The sequence below is a fragment of the Hoylesella nanceiensis DSM 19126 = JCM 15639 genome (assembly GCF_000379965.1).
GTDB lineage: Bacteria > Bacteroidota > Bacteroidia > Bacteroidales > Bacteroidaceae > Prevotella > Prevotella nanceiensis.
Map to the genome: position 1 here is coordinate 119,782 of NZ_KB904332.1, position 24,581 is coordinate 144,362.

Annotated in this window: 14 protein-coding genes; all 14 read right to left on the minus strand. The window is 39.6% G+C overall.

Annotated elements, in window-relative coordinates; all coding sequences use genetic code 11:
• Window positions 1–11: 11 nt before the first annotated feature.
• The 14 genes from A3GM_RS0108360 to A3GM_RS0108430 all read right to left on the minus strand — a co-directional run bounded on the left by A3GM_RS0108360 (window position 12) and on the right by A3GM_RS0108430 (window position 24,495).
• Complete coding sequence (locus A3GM_RS0108360; RefSeq protein WP_025829950.1) at window positions 12–3,221, minus strand: SusC/RagA family TonB-linked outer membrane protein; 3,210 nt, start codon at window positions 3,219–3,221, stop codon at window positions 12–14.
• A 731-nt stretch (window positions 3,222–3,952) separates the two neighbouring features.
• Window positions 3,953–4,645, minus strand: a complete 693-nt coding sequence (gene gpmA, locus A3GM_RS0108370; RefSeq protein WP_018362932.1) for a 2,3-diphosphoglycerate-dependent phosphoglycerate mutase — start codon at window positions 4,643–4,645, stop codon at window positions 3,953–3,955.
• A 131-nt stretch (window positions 4,646–4,776) separates the two neighbouring features.
• Entirely contained in the window at window positions 4,777–5,826 is a 1,050-nt protein-coding gene (locus tag A3GM_RS0108375) for a C1 family peptidase (protein ID WP_238299296.1), read from the minus strand.
• A 95-nt stretch (window positions 5,827–5,921) separates the two neighbouring features.
• Window positions 5,922–7,493, minus strand: coding sequence for a S41 family peptidase (locus A3GM_RS0108380; RefSeq protein WP_018362934.1), 1,572 nt, complete (start codon window positions 7,491–7,493; stop codon window positions 5,922–5,924).
• A 304-nt stretch (window positions 7,494–7,797) separates the two neighbouring features.
• Window positions 7,798–8,841 (minus strand): endonuclease/exonuclease/phosphatase family protein, encoded by a 1,044-nt coding sequence (locus A3GM_RS0108385; protein WP_018362935.1) that lies wholly within the window; start codon window positions 8,839–8,841, stop codon window positions 7,798–7,800.
• 4 nt (window positions 8,842–8,845) lie between these two features.
• Complete coding sequence (locus A3GM_RS0108390; protein WP_018362936.1) at window positions 8,846–10,441, minus strand: beta-N-acetylhexosaminidase; 1,596 nt, start codon at window positions 10,439–10,441, stop codon at window positions 8,846–8,848.
• A 35-nt stretch (window positions 10,442–10,476) separates the two neighbouring features.
• Window positions 10,477–12,363, minus strand: a complete 1,887-nt coding sequence (locus A3GM_RS0108395; protein WP_154648140.1) for an FAD-dependent oxidoreductase — start codon at window positions 12,361–12,363, stop codon at window positions 10,477–10,479.
• Window positions 12,364–12,370: 7 nt separating this feature from the next.
• Entirely contained in the window at window positions 12,371–14,086 is a 1,716-nt protein-coding gene (locus A3GM_RS0108400) for a RagB/SusD family nutrient uptake outer membrane protein (protein WP_018362938.1), read from the minus strand.
• Window positions 14,087–14,096: 10 nt separating this feature from the next.
• Window positions 14,097–17,435 carry a TonB-dependent receptor gene (locus tag A3GM_RS0108405; RefSeq protein WP_018362939.1) on the minus strand — a complete coding sequence of 1,113 codons (3,339 nt, stop codon included), beginning with the start codon at window positions 17,433–17,435 and terminating at the stop codon, window positions 14,097–14,099.
• Between the two features lie 88 nt (window positions 17,436–17,523).
• Window positions 17,524–18,489 carry a FecR family protein gene (locus A3GM_RS0108410; RefSeq protein WP_018362940.1) on the minus strand — a complete coding sequence of 322 codons (966 nt, stop codon included), beginning with the start codon at window positions 18,487–18,489 and terminating at the stop codon, window positions 17,524–17,526.
• Window positions 18,490–18,957: 468 nt separating this feature from the next.
• On the minus strand, window positions 18,958–20,934 hold the full coding sequence (locus A3GM_RS0108415) for a DNA topoisomerase IV subunit B (protein ID WP_018362941.1): 1,977 nt from the start codon (window positions 20,932–20,934) through the stop codon (window positions 18,958–18,960).
• Window positions 20,924–22,078, minus strand: coding sequence for a hypothetical protein (locus A3GM_RS0108420; protein ID WP_018362942.1), 1,155 nt, complete (start codon window positions 22,076–22,078; stop codon window positions 20,924–20,926). The genes A3GM_RS0108415 and A3GM_RS0108420 overlap by 11 nt, the downstream gene beginning before the upstream one ends.
• Window positions 22,079–22,165: 87 nt before the next feature.
• Window positions 22,166–23,035 carry a LicD family protein gene (locus A3GM_RS0108425; RefSeq protein WP_018362943.1) on the minus strand — a complete coding sequence of 290 codons (870 nt, stop codon included), beginning with the start codon at window positions 23,033–23,035 and terminating at the stop codon, window positions 22,166–22,168.
• A gap of 14 nt (window positions 23,036–23,049) precedes the next feature.
• Window positions 23,050–24,495: a lipopolysaccharide biosynthesis protein gene (locus A3GM_RS0108430; RefSeq protein WP_025829954.1), complete on the minus strand. Its 1,446-nt coding sequence runs from the start codon at window positions 24,493–24,495 to the stop codon at window positions 23,050–23,052.
• Window positions 24,496–24,581: the final 86 nt, after the last annotated feature.

The window sequence follows — 24,581 nt, forward strand, 5'->3', positions numbered from 1 at the left end:
ATTGTTTTAAATTAGAAACCAAAATTAAAACCAATAGTAAATGAGCGAGCAACTGGATAAACACCTCCATCAAGACCAAAGTTGCCTACTTCGGGATCGATACCTGTGTAGTCGGTTATTGTAAAGAGGTTTTCGCAGTTGAAATAAAGACGCAATGTAGATTTCTTTAGGCCTAAAGCATTCAACCATTGTTGTGGAAGTGTGTAACCAAGTGTTAGGTTCTTTAAGCGAAGATAACTACCATCTTCAAGATAAAAGTCTGAAGGATTGGTGTAATTACCATTTGGATCGTCTACTAAAGCTAAGCGAGGAATACCTGATGTGTGGTTATAATCCCACGCATTGAGAATATCTTTCAACATATTACCACCTTGTTGACGACCTGTAAGGGTCATTTGTTTGAAGGCATTGTAGATAGTTGACTTGCCAACTCCTTGGAATTGGAAACTGAAATCGAGATTCTTATAATTGAGGTTTCCACCAAATCCAAATGTAATCTTTGGCATATAGCTACCCATATACTGATTATCATCTGAGTTGATCTTACCATCATTGTTGAAATCTACATATCTCAAGTCACCTGGTTTAGCGTTAGGTTGAATCAAATTGGTAAGTCCTGTGTTAGGATCGGTCCACTTATAATTATTGATTTCTTCTTGACTTTGGAAGATTCCGTTTGTTTTCAAAACATAATAAGAATACCATGGTTTGCCAACTGTTGAACGAAGAGGACGTTGACTGTTTACAACGATGTCGTGTTCAAGGGTCTTTCGGGTTCCAAGTTCTAACACTTCATTGTGAACGGTAGATAAGTTAGCGTTCAATCCGAAAGAAACTGCACCAATAGTTTTATGATAAGATGCGCTAAACTCCCAACCTCTGTTCACCACATCACCAATGTTTCCGTATGGTTCTACGGCAATTCCTGCTACAGAAGATACGGGAACCTTCTCTATTAGGTCTTTTGTTCGTTTGTTGAAGTAGTCTACTGTTAAGTTTAAGTCGTTGTTGAAAAGACCTACATCTAATCCAACTCCCCATTGTTCTGTGGTTTCCCACTTCAAATTCTTTGTCGCAATAGATTCTGCAAACACACCATATACCACCTTATTGAGGTTCTTTCCATAGATAATAGGCCACTCGGTATTTCCCATTGGCACGTTCCATGAATAGCGAGGAACAAGCGCAACGTTACCAACTTGACCCCAACCAGCACGTAGTTTCAATAAGTTGACGGTGCCTTTGAGAGGTTCAAAGAACTTTTCTGATGATATTTTCCAAGATGCAGACAATGCTGGGAAGACGCCAGAGTTATTGTCTTTGTATAATTTAGATGTGGCATCACGACGCAAACTTGCTGTTGCAAAGTAGCGATCGTTCCACGAATAGCCCACTCTTCCAAAGAAAGAGAGCATCGCTTCTTCCCATATTACCTCGTTAGGTTTATACTTTGTCCATTCATTTGCTTGTGGAAGGGTGCTTTCATGGCGTCCTTCTCTATCATAATTGGTGGTATAAACGCCATACATCTTATATTTATCATACTTCGTTGTCAATCCCATCATAGCACTAATATGATGCTGTTTGATCATAGTTGAATAGGTAGCTGTTGTTTCCCACAACCAATTATTCAAGCTAGAGTGCTCTATGTCGTGGCGATTTTCATCAGAAGGGTTACCTGGTTCGGGTACTTTATGAGTAAAGTTGTCGATCTCTGAAGAAGTAATACCAGCGGTAAATTGAGAACGGATATCTAAGTTTGCAATCGGTTTGATATGCAATGTAGTTGTAGAATATAAAGTACTTGAAGGACGTTTTTGATCTAATCGTCTCAAAAGAGCCACTGGATTGCGGAATTCTCCATATCCACTTATACCTTCTTCGGCTGCCCATCGAGGCAAAGTACCGTGATATAAGGCCTCACCATAGTTGTTATAAAGAGGTGATCCGCCTTTAGTATAATCGAAAATTGTGGCAGAACGTGGGAAGAAGATAGCGTTAGCAAGTACTCCTTCGTGTCCTTTATTGATGTTACCTTGTCCGTTTGAGAATGTATAAGTAACTTGTTCTGAGAACGATATGTATTTATTTACTTTGAAATCGAGATTTACTTTTCCACCAAACTTACGAGCGAAGGTATTTAAAAGCACACCTTGGTCTTTGTCAAAGTTAAACGATGCCAATGCTTTAAGATTGTCGCTACCTCCTGAAAGCGATAAAGCATAATGCTCTAAAGAACCTGTTCTGAATATTTCATCAATCCAATCGGTTCGTGTAACGGCTCCATAAGCATACTTACTTGCATCTGCTGTGGTTGGAAGAGTGCCGCCATAAAGACGCACTGCATCAGCCCATACCTTATTATATTCTTGAGATGTCAACACAGAAGGTAAGTGCATAGCATTCTTTATGCTCTTAGATATGTTCACACTAATCTTCACTTGTCCTGCTTTAGCTTGTTTAGTGGTGATAACAACCACACCTCCAGAACCTACACTAGCACCATAAATGGCAGCAGAGGCAGCATCTTTAAGGATAGTTATGCTCTCGATATCTTCAATATTGAATGGAGCTCCAGGCACACCATCAACAACATACAACACGCCATCACCGCTATTATAATCGTTGTCGGTACCTCTTGAACCTCTACCACGAATAGATAGCGATGCAGTTGATAAGGGATCGCCTCCATTATTCTGCACCATTACACCTGGCATGGTTCCTTGTAGCATCGAAACGATATTCGATGGACGGCTTTTCATTGCGTCATCGAGTTTCACAGAAGAGATAGATGTAGACAAGTCTTGCTTTCTTTGACTTCCATAACCAATAACAACAACTTCGTTAAGCGATTTCTTTTCATCGTGAAGAACTATCGTTTGTTGCTGTTTTGATGCTTTAATAGTTTGTGAGATGAAGCCAATAGACGAGATTTTTATTTCTGTTCCTGGACTAATATTTACCGAGAAGCGACCATTTACGTCACTTATTGCAAGTGTCTTGCCATCCTTTAAACTGATGGTTGCACCCACAATAGGTTCGCCCTGCTCGTCTAATACGATTCCAGTAACAACGTCTTGGCTCTGAACATTAATGTTGTTGCTCTTCAAACAAATACTTGTTGACACGGCATTCATTGGTACACAAACTGCGAGTGTGCACAAAACCGATACGAAACGGCTATGCCTTAAGGCTGTTTTTTTGACTATTCGTTTGTTCATTGCTATGAAGTTTTAGATTTATGACTTAAAACTTGGCAGGCAACAACTTTGAAGAAGAGTTTTCTTTGGGTGTGTTTTTAATCCTAGTAGCTATGATTATATAGGATGACGTGATATTTTATATTGGATGTTTTTGTATTTTCTTGAATGCTTCTTTAATAAGTTGTTGCCGTTATTGCCATGTTCTTTTTTACAAAGGTAATTTTACTTGCTGTTCTCCTCTTAGGAAGCACACTGCATCATCAGCGTTCATTCTAATGTACAATACCCCCTTTAAGGAAGAAACACTTTGTTTTTATTCTTCAGTATTTAAGGTTTAGGTTGGTTGTAGAATTGTTTTTATTATATTTATATCAAAAAGTTACACAGCAAAGATAAAGCTTTACACTTGATTTATATAAACGCATTTGCGTAATAAATATTCACTTTTGCGAAAAATATTTGTTTTTTTATTTAAAATGCGCAACGTCCTTACCTTATTAATATATAGGGAATGGATTTCGATGCCATTGTTTTTACTTTTAAACAGGAAAGCAAAGAAAGTCGACATTTAGGCAGAATAGAGCTCAAAAAGATACTCCTTTTAAAACGACTCAACCCAATTCACATCAAACAAATTACTCTATTTGATGCGAACTGGGTTGATATACTAAACTAAACTAATTAACTTGGTTTTACAACTTAGCTTATCTCGGTTAATAGAAAAAGCTTTTGTTGCAAGGCTTATGAATTTATTTGCCTAGATAATATTTATTGGTTACATTAAAATTATCGTCAAATTCATATACTAATGGAGTACCTGTTGGGATCTCAACATTGATAATTTCATCGTCAGAGATGTTTTCGAAGTACTTAATTAGTGAGCGTAGAGAGTTTCCGTGTGCTGCAATCATTACACGTTTACCTTCCATTACAAGAGGTTTAATTTCCTTTTCGAAGTAAGGAACAGTACGTGCAATTGTATCTTTCAAGCTTTCGCACATTGGAACTTCAGCTGGATCAACATTACGATACGCTGGATTCTTTAGCGAATTGTATGGATTGTCTTCTTCCATCTTTGGTGGACGAACGTCAAAGCTACGTCTCCAGATCTTAACTTGATCGTCACCGTACTTTTCTGCTGTTTCTTTTTTGTTCAAACCAGAAAGCGCACCGTAGTGACGTTCATTAAGTTTGTAAGACTTAAACACTGGTAACCATTCACGTTCCATTTCTTTTAGAATGATTTGTTGTGTGTTAATTGCTCTCTTAAGGTAAGATGTAAAACAGATATCGAAATCGATTCCTGCTTCTTTTAATGCCTTACCAGCACGCTTTGCTTCTTCACGTCCATTGTCAGAGAGTTCTACATCCACCCAACCGGTGAAGAGATTCTTTTGGTTCCATTCACTTTCTCCGTGACGGACAATAACTAATCTTTTCATTGTTTTTTGTTTTATATGAAAGTTAAATTAATAAAATCTTACTATTTACAAAATTACTTATAATATATTTCTTGCACAACTACCTCTTTGGGCTTTATCTTTCTTTTATACTTTGTTAAGAAATTTGTTTCTCAGTTGGTACTTCTTTGAGTTACAATTGCGATGGTTCGCAAGGCAATAAAATTGCGTTCAAGATACACAAAACCACCAAAAGGCATGTTTTTTCCCCACGAGTTTTTGGCAATATAATAGCTCTTTCCGTGCTTGTCGTGTGCTTTTCCTACAATACTCATCGCATGTTGGTCGTAAGTGGTGTAGCTTTCAATGGCACGTTGGCGCATATTTTGGTCTACCCTACTTATTTTCGAGCTCAAACGAGCCACTCCCTGTTCTATAACATACTCACCCTGAGGCAACGACCCCTCCCAACATACCGCCTTATGCGCTGCCAATTGCGAATCGATGATATTCATTAAAGAATCGATGGGCACATTATTAAACAGCTCATAGCTATTGTTATCTGGACTTTCTTGCAACACTTCACGATAAAAGGGGTGATGTGTTACACTGCAATAGGCTTTGTAACTATCCGCTGGTACAATACTTTGCGCAAATTGAAGAGGCGTATATTCCACACCAAAGAGATACACATTGAGGGGAAGTGCGCCCAAAGCATCGTCTAAATAGCTGTTCAACGCATTTTTAAAAGACATCATTGTAGCCTTTTCTCCAGCCTTTTGCTGAGCCACAAGCATTGCCTTTCTATTGATTGCATTTACATTTCGAGGTTGTGTTCCCTCATAACTATCAAACGGAACCAAGCCGTATTGCTGAATAAGTCGCAGACATAAGGGGGCCATTCCTGCCATTTCACGCTTTGAATAGGCCTTACGAAAGAAGTGTTGCAAAGCATTTTGAGTGATGAGGTTGCGCTCTACAAAGGCAGGCGACAAGTTAATAGAATCGTTTTGCTCTATTCTGTCGGTCTCAATGGTCGCCAACATAGCATAAATCCAACAGGTATAGCCTTCGCCCTGCTGTTTAACAGGAGTGGTTTTAAGCAGAATGTCGTTTGTAAACACAGGAAGTTTGGATTTCATTTCCTTGTTTCCCTTGCACGACATCACAGCCAACAACAGCCCCAACATCAAGCTTATTGCCCCTATTCTCTTAAAAAACATCTGCATTGTTTATTGCTTCTTTTCCTTCCTAAACGCCTTTTCATTCTCCCATAACAGAGCATTAAACAAGCTCACGAAATGTGTTTATTTACCAATTACTTCGCCAATTCAATTGCTTTCAATACAATTGGATTGTTTTCATTCAGTATTTGATAACACTCCGACATACCCCAGAGGTCACGAGCAATCAACGATTTCAATTGAAGTTGAAGCATAGGAATGGTGCGTTGCCATTCTTTTTCGTCCTTATAGGTAATCTTATCTTTCTTTGCCTCAGCCACAATGCCATTCAACACCTCGTCGGGCACCACAAAGCCATCTTTGAATTGCTCGAAAGTGGGATAACGCTTGCGTAGTTTTTTACGTTGACTATCATTATATTTAAACGCTGCATTCAACACAATACTCTTGCCCCAAAGCTGACGATAGAATGGAGTTGTGCGAGTGGTGTCGAGTGGAACGAACTCATCGGGCATGATACCGCCACCGCCATACACGGTTCTTTTTAGACGAAGAGTTTGAAATTTCAACGAATCGGCAAAGTGAATACTATCTTTATGATATAGTTCTCCGTGCTTAAAACGCTTTTCTATATCCATTTCGTAACCCTCTTTATCACCTTTTGCATAGGGTTTCTGAATATTTCTACCAACAGGTGTGTAGTAATGAGCAATGGTGATGCGCATCATACTACCGTCTTCGAATTCAACAGGACGTTGAACCAAGCCCTTTCCAAATGATCTTCTACCGATAATCGTTCCTCTATCATGGTCTTGCATCGCTCCACTTACAATCTCAGCAGCCGATGCAGAGTATTCATTTATCAAGACATAAAGAGGTAAATCTTGGTATTTCCCATTGCCACGAGCTGTAAATTCTTGCTTAGGAACACGTCTTCCTTGAGTGTAGACGATGAGGTTACCACGAGATAGGAATTCATTTGCTATGTCGGCAGCCGATTTTAGATAGCCACCGCCATTGTCTTGAAGGTCGAGAATCAACTTTGTCATACCCTGTTGTTTCAACTTTTCGAGGGCAGCCATCAACTCATCGTAAGTTGTTTCGCCAAAACTTTCAATACGTACATAGCCCACTTGTGGACGAATCATATAAGACACATCTACTGTTGTCAAAGGAATTTTATCACGAGTAACAACAAAGGTCAATCTATCTTTTATGCCTCTGCGTTGAATACCCAATTTAACTTTACTTCCCTTAGGCCCTCTTAGTCGCTTAACGATAGCCTCTCGGGTCATTTTCACGCCCGAAATAGCAGTGTCGTTCACCGAAACAATGCGGTCACCAGCCATAATTCCCACCTTTTCCGATGGTCCATTATTAACAGGTTGCACAACAATAAGGGTGTCATTCGATATATTAAACTGCACACCAATGCCCTCAAACGATCCTTGAAGTTGCTCTGTAAAGGCCTTTGTTTCCTTTGCTGTGGTGTAAGCAGAGTGCGGATCGAGCTCGTTCAACATTCCTCTTATGCCGTCTTCCACCAGTTTATCGGTCTGAACGGTATCTACATAAAGGTTTTTAACAGCCATTACAGCCAGCTGTAGTTTACGAAGTGGATTGTTGTTTTTGTCGTTTTGAATCGATTGTGCAAAGACATTGATAATCAGCAAACATGCTATTGCAGAAAAAATATACTTCTTCATATCTTCTTTTTTCAGTAATTGGTTCTACAAAGATAGGAAAAAAGCCCAAAGGTTGATTCATTACGGGCCTATTTTATTTGCATATTTTTTCATTTGCTTTTCACTTACTTTCTAAAAGCATTGTTTTTGCCTTGTAATAGCATTACTATTGCCCTCTAAAAGTATTGAGTTTGTCATCTAATTGCATTGACTTTATAAAACAATAAAAATCCCACCGGCATCACGCAAGCGGGATTTCATTTGAGGGGATTTAAGTAAGAAACAAATAATATAAAAGACACTCCCCTCTCAACTAAACAAGATTTCAATTAAATGAGTTATTTTTTGCCACCTGAAAGGTCACTAACAAACCTCTATGGTCGGTAGGCCAAACGCCCAAGGGATAGATATATGGGTCGCTTGAGTGATCTTTTTGAGGTTGAAGGCGCACAACAGAGGTGTCAAGTCCAAACAACTTGGCATCTATTGCCTTTAGTCCTTCACCCTTATAATAGATCAAATCGATTCTTTCTCGCTCGTCGGCTTTAGGCGCCCACGTTAGTTTTGCGATGTCAGCATCGGGATTAAAGCAGGGATAAGTAAAGCCCGGGTGAGTTAATACGTTAGGGAATACCACACGATAACTATCTTTAAAACCTGCTTTTTCTAATTTCTTTGAGATCGTCCAAGGCACAACAAAACCATGATGGTCGTAGAGTTGCGCTGTTGCCTCGATCCAATCGAGATGCGAAGGCTCATTAAAGTCGCCTCCAAATATCACCAATCGACCTTTTTCAATATCGTTTCGAGCCTCGTTTAAGAACACTGTTACAGCGTTATCTCGCCACGACAAGTCGTTCAATTTAAGCAATTGCTCAACATTTTCAGGTCTTTTGGTTTCTTTCCACGTATATCCATCAACGCCTCTAACATTATAATAGGCGCAATCGAGATAGTCTAAGTGACAGGTATACACGGCTATTTCCTTGCCTTTAACCTTTGTAACCAGCTTATAAACACTGCCATGGTCTTTATTTAAGGGAAAAACTACAACCGAATCGGTGATGGGTGTTCTACTTAAAACGCCCGAATCGTCTGAAAAGAACGAGTAGTAGGTAACGCCTTTCTTACGCAATTCGTTCACCAAACGAGCCGTAAAGTCGGTGTTTCGATAGTTTCTCACCTCGCTAAGTGTGATAAAATCGGGGCGCAAACGGTCTATCTCGTTCACAATAGCATCGAACCCACCTTTAATAAGGGTTCCTTCTTGCCAAATATTCCATTGAAGTACGGTGAATTGGAAATTACTTTTGGCATTGATTTTACATGCAATGAAAAGTATAAAGAGCAATAATCCTATCTTTTTCATATTCTTATTTTTTATTGGTTTCTATCTTTCTTCCAATCTCTTTGGTAATATCAAAGGCATTATAGCCCTTCTTTCGAAGTTGATTTACAAAGGGAATAACTCGCAACTTAAACGCATCATAACTTGTTTTGGTGCCCCATGCGCTCTCTGCAATAGCCAAAAGACGAGGGTAGGTCATGTATTCTGCATAGCGTTCTGTGTCGATATATTCAGTCCAAAGATTGCCTTGAATACCCCAAATATACTTACTTGCATCGGTATTTTCAATCTCTTTGGGCATAGGTTCATACTCATAAGCATTTCTAAGCAGTGTAAATCCACCTATTGCACGTGGTTGTGAGCTTGGATTATCTTGATAAGCATCTAAATAATAGCGTTTAGATGGAGTGATAATTACCCTGTGTTGCGCCTTAGCAGCATGCAAACCGCCTTGCTCTCCACGCCAAGACATCACCACAGCGTTTTGAGATAGCTTTCCACTTTCTTGTATTTCGTCCCAACCAATGATGCTTTTTCCATGCTTAGTAACGAAACTATCAATAGCAAGAATTAAGCGTCCTTGCAGCTGAAGCGTGTCGGTGTAGTTATACTTTTGCATCATTTGCTTACATTTAGGGCAGTTTTTCCAAAAGCGCATGGTTGCTTCATCACCTCCAATGTGTATGTATGGCGCAGGAAATAGCTCCATAACCTCTGTCAAAACCTTCTTTAAAAACACCTCAGTGTCGGGATTTCCCATGCAAAGATCAAAGCCATCGCCCTTTCCTGTGCATGACAATTCAGGATAAACAGCCATCACCTCGTTGCTATGTCCAGGCATTTCGATTTCTGGAATGACCATAATGAAACGCTTTGCAGCATAGTTAATGATGTCTTTTAAATCCTTTTTGGTGTAGTAACCACCATAAGCTCCTGGATAATCAGGCTCACAAAAGCGTCTACCCGCATCAATCCATTCGTCCCAATCGCTATGAGTTCGATAGGCTCCCTTACGTGTTAGGTCTGGGAATTGCTTCATTTCAATGCGCCAACCGCCTCCATCTACAAGGTGAAGGTGTAGCTTGTTGAGCTTAAGCAATGCCATTGCATCGATTTGCTTGTATATAAATTCTTTAGTAAAGAAATGTCTTGAGCAGTCGAGCATCCACCCTCTATAATCGTATTTGGGTGCATCTTCGATCACTTGGCATGCTATTTTCTTCGAGAAACAAAGCTGCTGAAGTGTTTGAAGACCATAGAAAAGACCCACATCTGATGGAGATGAAATGGTAATTTCATTGGGGGTGATTTCTAACTTGTAGCCTTGCTCTTCGTGAAAGGATAGCTTTTGCGATGCAATAGCAGTGTTATTGAGGCGTAAAAGCTTTGCTTTTCCAGTTGAATTTGTATGCTTTTGCAACTCGGTTAAAATATAGTCGAATTGCTTTCTGTTTCGTCTTGCAGTTTTAGGGTGCCACGCAAGAGGTGCATCTAACTCCATATAACCTTGTGTAAGGGTTACTTTTTGAGGTTGAGGAATGATGCCTTGTGCGTGAGAAGCACTGAAGAAAAAGCAGAAACAACAAAGTGCTACGAGCTTAAAAATATTGAGTTTTGTCATAAGATATCACTTTCTGAGTTGGAATCACACCATCGTTATTTCACAACGGGTTTCTTTTCAAGATTCCAACCCTCATTGTATGTTTGGTTGTTAGGTAGATTTGGGTTGCCAACACCTTTCTTCATCAACTCTTTTAAGTCTTTTAAATGGTATTGATATACCCCTCTTGGAGTGGTATTAAACTGCTTACAAAGAGATGCTGCCATACCAACTACCTCGCCCATCATACCTGTTGTGCGCATAACTCTTATCGCTCCAAGAGCAACGTGCGTTACACTTATGTTGCGACCAGCCATAAACAAGTTGTCGATATTGCGTGAATAAAGACATCTGTAAGGCACTGTGTGAGGATAAAGCACCATTTGTTTGGTGATAGCCTTAAACTCATTACCTGGGAAATGAATACTGTTTACTGAGTCGGGATAGTGCAAATCGATGCTCCAAGATGTGGGGAACGATGCGTCTTCGTGGTCAACCACTTTCGACAAGTCGTGCTCACTCAAGATATAATCGCCCAACAAACGGCGTGACTCACGTTTTCCTGCGACATAAGCAACCCACTCTAATTTATAATTAGCAAACTTCTTGCGGTCTACCGATTGGTTCTTTACATAGCTCCAGTTGCTATATGCCACCAACATTCCATAGTCTCTAATCTGCTCGAAGTCGTTAATTTGATTCTTATTCATACCTGTTTCCCAGGTCCATTCACCACGGAATATCTTCTCTGCAGTAGCTTCTGTAAAGGTAATTCCATAGTTAAACGAAGGGAAAGTGGTTGGCTTTGGTTGCTTAACAGAATACCATTGCACCGAAGAACCCATCACAAGAGAGTCTGCTTTGTTAGGAGCTAAGGTCTCATAGAAATCATCTTTACTTTCTCTTCCCATCATATAATCAGCTCCAACCAAATAACCTATGGTGCCATCTCCTGTACAATCGACGAAAAGAGGAGCACTGAAAGATATTTGTTGCGCTGTTTCTGTGTTTTGAGCAAGTACTGATTGAATTTTGTTTCCTTTGCTTTCGGCTTGAATAGCACGATAGTTCAAGAATAATTCGATATTCTTTTCGGCCTTAATCACCTCGAGTTTCCTCTCATCTGCATAGTGATGAGCTGGCATTGCGTTGCCTTCTAAAGTAGGACCAAACTCTTTTTGCAAGCCACCTAAGCGTGGGAAAGGACCAATCTCGATCTTTCCACCAAGATGAACACGCACTTCTGAGCTGTTATTCCCACCTAACACGGGGCGATCTTGTATCAAAGCCACTTTCATTCCCAATCGAGCTGCCGACAAAGCAGCACTCATTCCAGCAACACCTCCACCCACAACAACAAGGTCGAACTGCTTCTTTGCAGGCTCTTTTTGTAGAGTTGGATTGTGTTTTACTCTGAACCCGCTGAGCTCTTTCAAGCTATTAGGAGGCGTTGTGGGCGTTGTTGTAAGGAAGATAGCATCGCATCGTCCATCAAAACCTGTGAGGTCGTGAAGCTTTAGTGATGCTTTTCCTGCAGGAAGAGACACCTCTCCTGCATATTGCCACATCCATTTGTTGCCCGTTGAGCCTAATGTTGCATTTAATTTCTTATTGTTAATGCTGATAAGGAACTTGCCTGGACCAGCGGTTTTACACCAAGGTGCGGTCCAGTTATAAGTTCTTACATATACATAGTATTTCGCTTTGTCTTTTATTTCGATGTTTGTTTGGGCGTCGTTCACCTTCTTTCCCAGTCCATGAGCAATGAGATAAGGTGATCCCATTTGGTCTATAAACTGCTGATCTACACTCCAACCGCCTTTATTTTGAAAGCTTTCAGCCTCAACAAGCACATCACTTGCCAATGCAGAGCTACTTGTAAAAAGGGCAAAGAGAGCAAAAGCGCATCTTTTTATAGTCCTATTTACTTTTAAAGTTATCATCATTCTATTAATAACCATCATTCTGTTTAAAGTTCTTTACAATCTGAATATCTTTCGAAGGGATTGGCCATAGATATTGACGGTTATCCCATTGGCGTTGAGAAAGCACCTGAATGAGGCCTGTTGCCTCCATCTTTGTGAAGTCTGGACAGCCATTTTCGTCGATATCAGGAGTGATAGGCCAGAACCAATTGCCTGTGTTTACCACCTTAGTAAGGCACTCTGTAGCAGGATATAACATGCCATATTGCTTTTGTTTCATCACTACTTCAGCCAAACGCCATCTGATAAGGTCGGCAAAGCGAAGGTTTTCGCCAGCTAACTCCATACGTCTTTCCATGCGAAGTTGCTTTCTCATGTCGGTTTGAGGTAAGATTGTGAAAGCTGGATAAGATGTTGTTTGAGCCTTATCTACACCATAAGCACGAGCACGAACTGAGTTCATAGCATCGATAACGGTTGCATCTATCTCGTTTAACTCGATCTTTGCTTCTGCATACATCAACAAAACGTCTGCATAACGCATAAGAATAATGGGGTTTTCTGCAGTATATCCATTCTCTAACCACGACTCATCAATACCCTTTTTCCATGCTAATCCGTTGAAAGAAGCATATTGTTTATTGATACGGGTGTCGTTGTTATATTCTTGTTTGCCTGTCTTTACATTCAAAACAGTGGTTGCTGCGGGTGAAGGATTATAGACATAGCCTAAGAATGGTTCGTTAAATGGAACGATAGTCATTGCACATCGTGGGTCACGAGCTTTGAAAGGTTCATGCGAATCGAATAAAGGTGACTCGTCAATGGGCAATCCATCGGTGCAAGTATATGCGGCTAAAAGATTCCAAGAAGGGTCTGTTGAAGCCCAACCACCAGCATTTCGTACTACTTTATTCTTCACTTGACCAGCTGTTATCACATCTATTTTCATGTTGATAGAGCGTGGACGCACGAAAATGAACTCCTTTGAAACCTTTGTATGTTGCAAGAATAGGTCACGATAGTTATCGTGTAGGGCATAAACACCTAAGTCCATAACAGCTTTAGACGCTGTTGCTGCTGTTTGATAGTCGCCTAGATACAAAGCTGTTCGTGCCTTATAAGCCAACGCTGCACCCTTAGTTACTCGGTCGAAGGTTGTTGTTTTGGTAGGAAGAATATTGATAGCATAATCAAAATCCTCATAAACATGCTTTAAAACTTCGCTCTTTGCGGTTCTACCTTTAGCCATTCCCTCAGGGATTGTCAGTTCTTCTGTGAAATAAGGAACATCTCCGAAGCGAGTAATAAGACGTCCATAAGCTACCGCTCTGAAGAAATGTGCCTCCGCAACGTATTGCATTACCTCTGCTTTATTAGCGCCTCTGTCTAACGCTTTTTGGTAAGTATTGATGATTCCGTTAGCATAAGAGATCATTTGAAAATTGGTTCTCCAGTGCAAACCCACGATCCAATCCTCACTGTTGATGGTTCCATTCTCGAAAGCTGTTAAGGCATCACGATACACTGTGTCATCACTCCAGTCTGTTTGGTTATCTCCTTCTTGTCTCCAATAAGTCATATCGTATAGCTTATTCACTGACATTTGGATCTCTTTAGCCGAAGAATACCAGTTTCCTGTTGAGCCACTAGACAACGGATTGAGGTCTAAATCATGACAAGAAACAAGACTTAAACTTGTAATTGCAACAAGGAATATCTTTGAAATATATTTATTCATAATAAAATCACTAGAAGTTAATATTTAAACCGAACATTAATGAACGCATAATAGGATAGCCTGCGTCTACTACTTCAGGGTCCCATCCCTTTGGACAGTTATTGAAACTGAACAAATCATTCGCTGAAACATACACACGAAGTGACTTCACAAAGAAGCGATTCACAATGTGCTTAGGAATAGAATAGCCAAGAGTGATGTTCTTACAACGTAGATACCAACCATTATATAGCCATTGATCAGACATTGAATAGTTTGTATCTGCATTAGAACGAGTGAGTCTTGGATACTTCATTTGCTTGTTTTGTTCGTCTGTGTTATATGAACTCCAATATTGACCGTCGATGAGTTGTGGGAAATTGAGCCAGTTTCCTGGAAGACCTTCCACCATTGATGGGGTCATTCTGTTCCACTTTTCGCCTACACCTTGGAACGAAACATTAAAGTCGAAGCCTTTATATGCAGCGCCAAGTGATAGTCCATACAAGAAATGAGGTAGTGAACCCTTCAATAAAACACGGTCATATTCAGCCGAGATGATGCCATCTGCTGTTCCATTAGGACCTGAAACGTCTTCGTATTGAACGTCACCTACTTTAATATTCTTATTGAGTTTAGCTGAATTATCTAAGGTTGTTTGGTCTTGGTAGATACCTTTACTACGATAACCATACCATTGATTAAATTCACTTCCTTCTCTATTGATTTGCGCTCCCACAAATTCTGTACCATTCATGTTGCCCATCACCGATTTATAATCAGATAGGTTGAAAGCTACATTGTATTGAAGTTCGCCAATTTTGTCACGCCAAGACAAGTCAAGGTCGAATCCTTTGGTGTGCATTTTACCTGCATTGACATCTGGATTAGCATATCCCATGAAGATAGGGATTTGCAATGCCAACAACATATCTTTGGTATTCTTCTTATAATAGTCGAAAGTAAAGCTCAAACGATTGTTTAAGAAGCGTGCATCAATACCGATATCCCAGCTCTGAGTGGTTTCCCATGTGATGTCTTTCACTGCATATTTGCCTTGAGCAGCAGTGGTGATAGACATGGTTTGACCTGCATTATACATCAAAGCTCTACCGAAATCGATTGAAGCTTGATAAGGATAATAACTTCCGATACGCTCATTTCCTAACTTACCAGTAGACAAACGCACTTTGAAGTGATTAAGCCAACGCAATGGTTTCATGAAGTTTTCTTCTGAAACAACCCAACCTAACGACAAAGAAGGGAACGAAGCCCAACGTGTTGCACGATTAAATCGAGAAGAACCGTCACGTCTTAAGTTCAATTCTAATAGGTATTTATTAGCGTAAGAGTAGTTAATTCTGCTGAAGTATGAGCGATATGAATATTCAAGAGCATTACCACCCACCTTTTGATGATCGCTTGGTGCAAGGTCAAGATATGGATAATCCATCAATTCATAGTTGCTTCCGCTACCCGACATCTTTTCTTCTCTCATGTAGAAATATTCGTATCCTAACAATAAAGAGATGTCGTGAAGACCAATTGTCTTGTGATAATTACCCAAAGCTTGTGCTGTTATGTCGTAACCTTGCTTTCTTATTTCTTCTAAAGAGGTTACATAGTGACCACCAAAGTAGCCTACCACCTTGTTAGGATCGTCGGCATTGGTATAAGGAACTTGCTTAACAAAGCTCTTGATGTTGTCGAAACGGAAGTTAGGAGAAGCAATTAAAGATAGTTTTAAGCCTTCGATTGGCTTAATATTGAGTTCTCCCTTACCGCCAATAGCATATCTGTTGGTTGCTTCAACGCCACCTGCTTGAATCTTAGCAAGCATGTTTTCGCCGTCTTTCACGTCACCATAACGACCATCTTGCCAATGAACTGCATAGATAGGAGGAATATTTCGGCCACCATCATCAAATGGATTGTGATGTGGAGTCTTTAAACGTGAATAGCTAAAGTTAGCATCTAAGTGTGCCTCGATGTATTTATTTAATGAGAAGTCGTTGTTTAAACGAGTCATAAAGCGTTCGTAGTTGCGATTAACATACATACCATCGCTCTTGTCGTAACGGAAAGATGCTTTCGACATCACCTTCTTTCCACCACCCATTAAACTGAATGTGTGTGTTTGACGATTTACGTTTTTATTGTAAAGAACGTCTTCCCAATTAGTAATAGGATATTTATCGGGATTGGTTTTATTGTTTTGTAGGTAATTAGCAATGAGGTCTTCTGCATAAGTTTGGAACTTTCCACCTTGTGGGTTATCGTTATAACGCAACTCGTTGGTCATCTCCATAAAACGTTTCCAGCCTACATATTTAGGCATAGTGGTAGGTTTATCGAATCCAAACTCGAAGTTATACGACATTTGTAAGTCGTCTGTTTTTGCACGTTTAGTGGTGATAAGCACAACACCTGCAGCAGCTCTTGAACCATAAATAGCTGCCGATGCTGCATCTTTCAATACAGATAGATTTTCAACATCATCGGGATTCACCATATTAATATCACCAGGTACTCCGTCGATGATCACCAATGGACTTGTATCACTTAAGGTAGTGATACCACGAATTTGCAATGTTGCATTACTTTCAGGTGCTCCTCCGTTTCGAGTTACAGTTAAACCTGATGTTGCTCCTTGCAAAGCTGTAGACAAATGAGTGGCGTGACTGTCGCTAATGGTTGTGCTACTCACTGCACTCACTGCTCCTGTTAGGTTCTTCTTCTTCATTGTTCCATAACCAACAACAACCACTTCTTCGAGTGCTGCAACGTCGTCTTGGAGCACAATGCTCATATTTTTTGAAGCCTTTAGCTCTTTATCTCTCCAACCAATGTACGACACAACGAGTGTACTTCCTACTGGAGCATCCATCGAGAACTTACCATCTACATCGGTGATGGTGCGATTTTGGGTTCCTTTTTGCACGATAGTAGCACCAATAAGGGGTTCGCCTTTGGTGTCGGTAACACGTCCTGTGAGCTTAGTTACTACCTTAGAGGTTTCGCCTTGCTTTGAAAGAATAACATATTTGTTTGGTGTTAGCTCGTATTTCAAGCCGTTTTCTTTAGCCAATTGTTCAAGAAAAAGATCAAGTCTACCATTTTGTTGCGCTAAAGAAACTGTACGATGGATGTTTAAATCCACATCGCTATAAACAAACAAAAAGCCTGTTTGCTTTTCAATTTCAGACATCATTTTTTGCACTGTCAATGTCTTTGAAGACAAGCGCACTTGTTGCTGTTGTGCAAACACGGTGGCATTGCCTAACGTAAAGAACAAAAACAATGACAAAAAGGGTTTATTGAAATGTTTTGTTGCTTGCAAAGCACATTTCGCCCACATTGGTTCACTCATAGTTGTTTATCTTTTTAGTTATATTTTTGTTTAGGTATATTTTCTTATTTCGTAGGTGTTCTGGTAGGAGAATAAAGGTTTGTCGAGGCTAAGGCATACTTAAATAGATGGTTTGTTGTGCCTTTTGATGTTCGATTTTGAAGTGATGTACCCTACTAATTACATTGAGTATGGTTTCAACTCCATCATCTTGACGGAACTTTCCGCTATAAACGAAATTGTTAATGGCATTGTTCTTCACCTTAATGGTTACGTTGAAACGCTTCTGAAGCACGCCTATAATCTCTGCCATCGACTGCTTTGTAAAGACAATCATACCGTCTTTCCATTCTATCACATCATTACTTGCAGCCTCAACAGACATCAATGGTCCGTTGCAAACTAACTTATAATGAGGTTGAAGCACCACTCCATTCTCTTCTTTGTTCGCTTCATACACCTTAACAGAGCCTTCGAGCAATGTAACTATGCTTGAATTTTCTTTGTAAGCCTCTACATTGAAGGTGGTTCCGAGTGCCTTCACACAATAATTATTCGCTGTAACGATGAACGGATGCTTGTCGTCTTTTGCCACATAAAACAAGGCTTCGCCCTCTAATTTCACGTTGCGTTCGTCGCCAAACACCGAAGGGTAGGTTATTTTTGAACCCGAATTCGCCCACACTTCTGTGCCATCTGGCAAAACAAGTTGCGCTCTTTGCCCTACGGGTATGGTTAATGTCTGCATCGCCACTTGCATTTTGGTAGGCGTTGTCTTTGTCCAATAAACATAAGCCATCATGAAACAGAACAAAACCGCAGCAGCATAACGCCACCAATTGGTCTTTTTTATTTCAGGATATCTTGCTGCTTCTTTAGTGTTTGCACCTCGAAACGAAGTGTATTGAACGTTTTTATCGGTAGAACGAGGAGCCATGTTCATCAATGCCTCCATCTTCATTGCGCTTTCTACATCTTGTCTTAACAACTCATTGGTGTTGACATCATGCACAAAACGCTCTTTTTCTTCTTTCGATAGTTCACCTGCTAAATATTTAAGTATGCGTTTGTCCATATCAATAGATTGTTTTATTGTTATACGTAGCTATTTGATTTTCCGCTAAAAGAAAACTGTTAAAGAATTAAAAATGTTGATTTTTATTTATTCCTCTATTTCTTTTGCCGCTCAAAAATACATCTTTTTATGCAAATCTCCATCTATTTTTAGAGTGAATTTGATAAAAAGAAATAAGAATAGCATTGATATTGAGTGATAAAAGCACTGCTTTTGCCTTGCAATTCCATTGCTTTTAGATTGTAATAACATTGCTATTGCAAGTTACTTTCTTGAAGTATTTAGGGCGGTTGCAGAGTGTTGCTTTCGCTAAGGAGTAAAAATTTGAAAGCACATCTACTCCTATTATTATATAGGGGCATAAAAAAAACGAACCCACTATCGTTCCTTTCGATAGCGAGTTCGTCTATATTTCTTTTCTATTCTTTTGCTTTAAAGTTCTTAATGAGCACAACTTCGAGTCTTGTTTTATGCCTCTTTGTCCTCGTCTACTACATCTTCTTCAACCAAAAGATTATCGATAATGAAGTTTTGACGCTCCATTGTGTTCTTTCCCATGTAGTATTCTAAAAGCTTTTGTACTTGATCTGTCTTGTGAAGAGTTACCTGTTCGAGGCGCATTTCAGGGCCAATAAAGTGCGCAAACTCATCTGGTGAGATCTCACCAAGACCTTTAAATCGAGTGATTTCGGGTGAAGGTCCAAGCTCTTCTATCGCCTTTATGCGCTCTTCTTCAGTGTAACAATAACGTGTTATGAAGTCGTTTTTCTTGTCACCTTTCTTTTGTTTGTCGCCATTTTCTTCTAAAACGGCTTTATTTTTAATCTTACTCTTCTTGTTTCTAACACGGAATAAGGGAGTTTGTAACACGTAAACGTGTCCTTTTTTGATCAACTCTGGGAAGAATTGTAAGAAGAATGTGATGATTAAAAGCCTGATATGCATACCGTCAACATCAGCATCGGTAGCCACAATAACTTTGTTATAGCGAAGAGAATCGAGCCCTTCTTCAATATCAAGAGCCGCTTGTAGCAAGTTAAACTCTTCGTTTTCGTAAACCACTTTCTTGGTTAATCCAAACGAGTTAAGGGGCTTTCCACGCAAAGAGAATACCGCTTGAGTATTGACATCACGGCTTTTTGTGATACTTCCACTCGCAGAATCTCCCTCAGTTATAAAGATACAGCTTTTCTCTTTATCGTTGTTTTTGCCATCACTATAATGAATTCGGCAGTCACGAAGCTTGCGATTGTGTAGATTTGCCTTCTTTGCTCGCTCCCTTGCAAGCTTTGTTACGCCCGCCATTGACTTGCGTTCACGCTCGCTTTCTTGTATCTTTGCAAGCATTGTTTCGGCAATATCGGCGTGTTTATGCAGATAATTGTCTACTTCTGTCTTAACAAAATCACCAATATATTTATTGATGCTCACACCATCATTAGGGCTCATGGTTGTCGAACCCAATTTAATTTTGGTCTGACTTTCGAACATTGGCTCTTCAACATTAATGGCAATGGCTGCCACTAAGCCGTTTCTTATATCACCATATTCAAAGTTTTTACCCGAAAACTCTTTGATGGTCTTTGCAATATGCTCTTTAAATGCTGTTTGATGAGTACCTCCTTGGGTTGTATGTTGTCCGTTAACGAACGAGTGATACTCCTCTCCATACTGGTTAGTATGGGTAAATGCGATCTCAATATCTTCGCCAATGATGTGTATAATGGGATAAAGACCATCTGTAGTCATTGTATCTGTAAGAAGATCTGCAAGTCCATTGCGACTCATTATGCGTCTTCCATTATACATTATGGTAAGTCCTGTATTGAGATAGGTATAGTTTCTCAACATTGTTTCAATGATATCGTCGTGAAAACGATAATTAAGAAACAGTTGATTATCGGGTTCAAAGAATATAAAAGTTCCGTTTTCGTCTGTAGTTTTAGTAGTTTTATCGCTTTGAAGAATACCTCTTTCGAATATCGCTGTACGCACTTTGCCATCTCTATACGAACGAACTTCAAAGCGTTTGCTAAGCGCATTGACCGCTTTTATACCGACTCCGTTCAGTCCTACACTCTTTTTAAAGGCCTTTGAGTCGTATTTTCCACCTGTATTCAATACACTTACGGCTTCGATTAGCTTTCCTTGGGGGATACCTCGGCCGTAGTCTCTAACCGAAACGCTTGCATTTTCTGTGATATCTATTTCTATTCGACGACCAGCATCCATCTTGAACTCGTCGATTGAGTTATCAACGACTTCCTTAAGTAATACATATATACCGTCTTCAGGTAACGAACCGTCACCCAATCTACCAATATACATACCGGGACGGGTGCGTACATGCTCCATGTCCGATAAGTGTCTGATGTTGTCATCGGTATATTTTACTTGCTCTACCATGCTGATATTGTCTTTAATATTTTCCTTATCACTCTGCATTTAATACCTTTTTATAGCAGTTTCTACGTTTATGCATAACAGGATTGAGGGTCTCCCATTGGCTTTGCACATTGGTATTGGTTTCCATTTCCACTTGTGTTTCACCCCATTCAAAGCCGTATGCTTGGTATCTTGGAATGAGATCGGCAAATATAAGGGCGTTAACTCCCTTCATTCTATACTCTGGAAGCACTCCTATTAACAATAAGTCTACAATCTTAGTCTTATGGAATTTAATTGCTCTTAGTAAGTGGAACCAACCAAATGGGAACAGTCTTCCCTTCTTACATTTCTGCAATGCCTCTGAAAGAGAAGGTAATGTAATTCCAATTCCCACAAGTTTATTATCCGCAGAAGCATCTTCTACGAGGGTAATAAGACTTAAATCGGCAAATGGGAAATACATATTTATATATTGATCGATTTGCTTTTCCGACAATTCTGAGAAGCCATAAAGATCTTTATAGGTTGAGTTAATCAACTCAAAGATTTTCTTTCCGTATCCACCTTCAAAGATATCTTTCTTCGTTAGCTTTTTAATTCGAAGGTTATAACGATTCTGAATCATCTCAGCTATCTTGGCATACTTCTCTGGAACCGTATCAGGTACAAAGAGTTTGTACTCTACATACTTATTATCTACTTCGTAACCGGGAAGGCTTTCCAATAGTCTTGGGTAGTAATCGTAGTTATATATGGTTGGCATTGTTCCTAATTGGTCGAAACCCCATGTCAACATACCTTCTGGATCCATATCAGTGAAACCCAAAGGACCAACAATTTCGTTCATACCATGCGCCTTACCAAAGTCTTCTACCGCTTTTAATAGAGCCTCAAGAACCTCTTTATCTTCAATAAAATCAATCCAACCGAATCTCACTCGCTTTTGATCCCACTTCTCATTTGCTTTGTTATTGATAATGGCAGCAACCCTTCCTACAACCTTGTTATCACGAATTGCAAGATAATAGTCTGCTACACAGAAATCAAATGCTGCGTTTTTATCTTTACTTAGAGTGTTTACTTCATCGCTATATAGATTGGGTACGTCATATTCATTGCCCTCATAGAGGTCATAATGAAATTCAATGAAGGCTTTAAGATCTTCTTTTGTTTCAACCTTCTTTATTGTAATGGATGTCATTTATCTGTTGTTTTAAGTATATAATTCGTACAAAATTAGCAAATTAGTAACGAATAACCAAATTTAAGATATGTCTTTTATAGAATATTACTTTACAGGTAGTTCCTCATTGTTAGGAGAAAACACCAATTTTTGAGGACAATGATTACTTATTTGAGCCTGTTCTGCTTCGTTAAAGCGATGTAATTTAGGAAAATTAAAACGTAAAAAATGTTCTAATTCTCGTGTCACTGCAGCCTTTAAAGGACCAAAAGGAACCTTTACCAAATCGGTAGTTGCCTGCACTTTGATTTTATCTGTCTTCGTGGTGGTATTATTATAATAGGTAGCACAACTGCCATTAAAAGCACTTTGAGCCTTTACCATAGCCTTATAGATGTATTTTTTAGGCACAAGAGAGCATACCACACGAGTTAAAAAACACGCTAAAAGATTGCGATTACTGGGGTTTGGCACCTTAGGAGTACCGAAATATTTCCACATCCATATCTCTGTTCCTAACAAGCAGCATTTTAAGAAGTTCACAACTCCACGATGCGCCTTTTGCATTAGGGCATTATCAGGAATTTTATCAAATGGAAATACATCGATAAAGATACCCTGATGCATGGCTATTTCGCTAAACGTTTCCTCTTTAAAAAGCGTTCCATTTTTCCTCACTTTTGCAAAGTAGTAAGGCGTTTTGGGGTCTGTTTCATAATAAGACAAGAAATATTGTTCGCCAAGAGCAGTGGGAGCCACCTCTAAGAACCTGTTATATTGGTCACGAGTCATACCAATATCGATGTCATCGTCCCACGGAAGGATCGCTTGATCATACAAAGCACCTATCGCTGTGCCTCCTATTAGGAAGTAGCGAATATCGTGTTCTTCGCAAACCCTTATCGTTTCACGAAGAATGTCGTATAATTCTCGGTGCAAAGCCTGCAGTTCTTCTTTTGTATAGGTACGTTTCATCGATTCTTATAGAATTACTTTTTCAATATTTTTGAGCGAAGAAATGCTATGCTCTCGTTCAATATTTGAGCGTGCATCAGCTTCAATGCCACCACATAAAGAGTGCATGCAATAGCCAATCTACTTACAATGAGCAACCAAGGATTGTGCAATGAGACGGTTAAACAATAGGCAATAACAGCCATAACCAATGCCGTTGCGCCAAAGGGCACCACATCTTTCAAGAAGTTCCAAAGCGAATAGCTAGTTAAACGATTGGTAAAGAAGAACCAAACAAATAACCATGCGATGTTTAATAAGGTATATGCAATCACCATTACACGTATTCCATACACCCAAAGCAAGCTCATCATGATGATTTGAACCACTCCTAAGCCAAAAGTGCAATAGAAATAGATATTCGATTTGCCCTTACTGATAATCATGTTCGACAACAAAGTTGACAAAGGAATAGTGGCTCCGCTAAAGCAAAGGATTTGAATTAGCTCGGCACTTTCGAGCCATTTAGCCTTAATTGACACCAGAATAAACTCTTTTGCCACCATTCCAAAACCCAAAAGCAATGGAAACGACACAAAAGAAGTGAAGCGCATCAGTTTACGAAAGGCAAATATTTGGCGGCTTTCGTCGTCTTTTAGGTCAACAAGCATGGGCTGAGCCACTTGGTTCACCATGTTTTGTGCCAACATAAAACACTTCGAATTCCATTGATAAGCTTGGTTGTAGATACCCACTGCGTGTGTACTAAAATAGTGACCAAGCACGATATTCAAGATATTATTATTGACATGCGTGGTGATAGAGGTTGCAAGTATTTTAAAAGAGAATTTAAACATACTGCGAAGTGGCGAAAAATTGATGTTCTTCCACGTTGGTCTCCAAGGCGAAAAGTACCACACAATGAGCGTATTCATCAGCACATAAACCAGTCCTTGCGTTGCTAACGACCAATAGGCCATGCCATTATAGGCCATCACCACACCCGTTATGCTCGACAACAGCACTGCAATCATTCCTGCTTTAGCCTGCTGTTCGGCCATCATATTCTTAAAAAGGAAAGCCGATTGAGCCGTTCCAAACGATGCAATAACAATACTTAAAAAAGCATATCTACATAAAGGAACAAGCTTGTCGTTGTGATAGTAGTCGCCAATAAGAGGCGCACAGAAAAACAACAACAGATAAAGCGAAACGCCCATAATGATGTTAAACCAGAAAACAGCATTGTAGTGAGCCGACGTTGGGGCTTTAAGATTGGCAATAGCAGTGGTGAATCCACTATTTTGTAGCGTGGTTGCAATGAGCGAAAAGACGCTAATCATTGCTATCATGCCATAGTCTTCGGTAAAAAGAATTCTGCCTAAGATTATTCCGAAGATTACTCCTACGAGCTGTTGAACGGCATTATTCATACCGCCCCATAACAAACCTTTAGTTGTTTTCTCTTTTAATGTTGCCATTTATCTAAACTATAACAAATTGCAAAGATAAAAACAATTCAATAATTAGTGGCTCTTTCAGTTAGAATTAATTTCAAAAACCATGT

Excerpts from the sequence above, each read along its gene's own strand:
- A3GM_RS0108405 (WP_018362939.1), bottom strand. The coding sequence starts at position 17,435 with ATGAGTGAACCAATGTGGGCGAAATGTGCTTTGCAAGCAACAAAACAT.
- A3GM_RS0108430 (WP_025829954.1), bottom strand. The coding sequence starts at position 24,495 with ATGGCAACATTAAAAGAGAAAACAACTAAAGGTTTGTTATGGGGCGGT.
- A3GM_RS0108390 (WP_018362936.1), bottom strand. The coding sequence starts at position 10,441 with ATGACAAAACTCAATATTTTTAAGCTCGTAGCACTTTGTTGTTTCTGC.
- A3GM_RS0108420 (WP_018362942.1), bottom strand. The coding sequence starts at position 22,078 with ATGACATCCATTACAATAAAGAAGGTTGAAACAAAAGAAGATCTTAAA.
- A3GM_RS0108395 (WP_154648140.1), bottom strand. The coding sequence starts at position 12,363 with ATGATAACTTTAAAAGTAAATAGGACTATAAAAAGATGCGCTTTTGCT.
- gpmA (WP_018362932.1), bottom strand. The coding sequence starts at position 4,645 with ATGAAAAGATTAGTTATTGTCCGTCACGGAGAAAGTGAATGGAACCAA.
- A3GM_RS0108400 (WP_018362938.1), bottom strand. The coding sequence starts at position 14,086 with ATGAATAAATATATTTCAAAGATATTCCTTGTTGCAATTACAAGTTTA.
- A3GM_RS0108375 (WP_238299296.1), bottom strand. The coding sequence starts at position 5,826 with ATGTTTTTTAAGAGAATAGGGGCAATAAGCTTGATGTTGGGGCTGTTG.
- A3GM_RS0108415 (WP_018362941.1), bottom strand. The coding sequence starts at position 20,934 with ATGCAGAGTGATAAGGAAAATATTAAAGACAATATCAGCATGGTAGAG.
- A3GM_RS0108385 (WP_018362935.1), bottom strand. The coding sequence starts at position 8,841 with ATGAAAAAGATAGGATTATTGCTCTTTATACTTTTCATTGCATGTAAA.
- A3GM_RS0108360 (WP_025829950.1), bottom strand. The coding sequence starts at position 3,221 with ATGAACAAACGAATAGTCAAAAAAACAGCCTTAAGGCATAGCCGTTTC.
- A3GM_RS0108380 (WP_018362934.1), bottom strand. The coding sequence starts at position 7,493 with ATGAAGAAGTATATTTTTTCTGCAATAGCATGTTTGCTGATTATCAAT.
- A3GM_RS0108410 (WP_018362940.1), bottom strand. The coding sequence starts at position 18,489 with ATGGACAAACGCATACTTAAATATTTAGCAGGTGAACTATCGAAAGAA.
- A3GM_RS0108425 (WP_018362943.1), bottom strand. The coding sequence starts at position 23,035 with ATGAAACGTACCTATACAAAAGAAGAACTGCAGGCTTTGCACCGAGAA.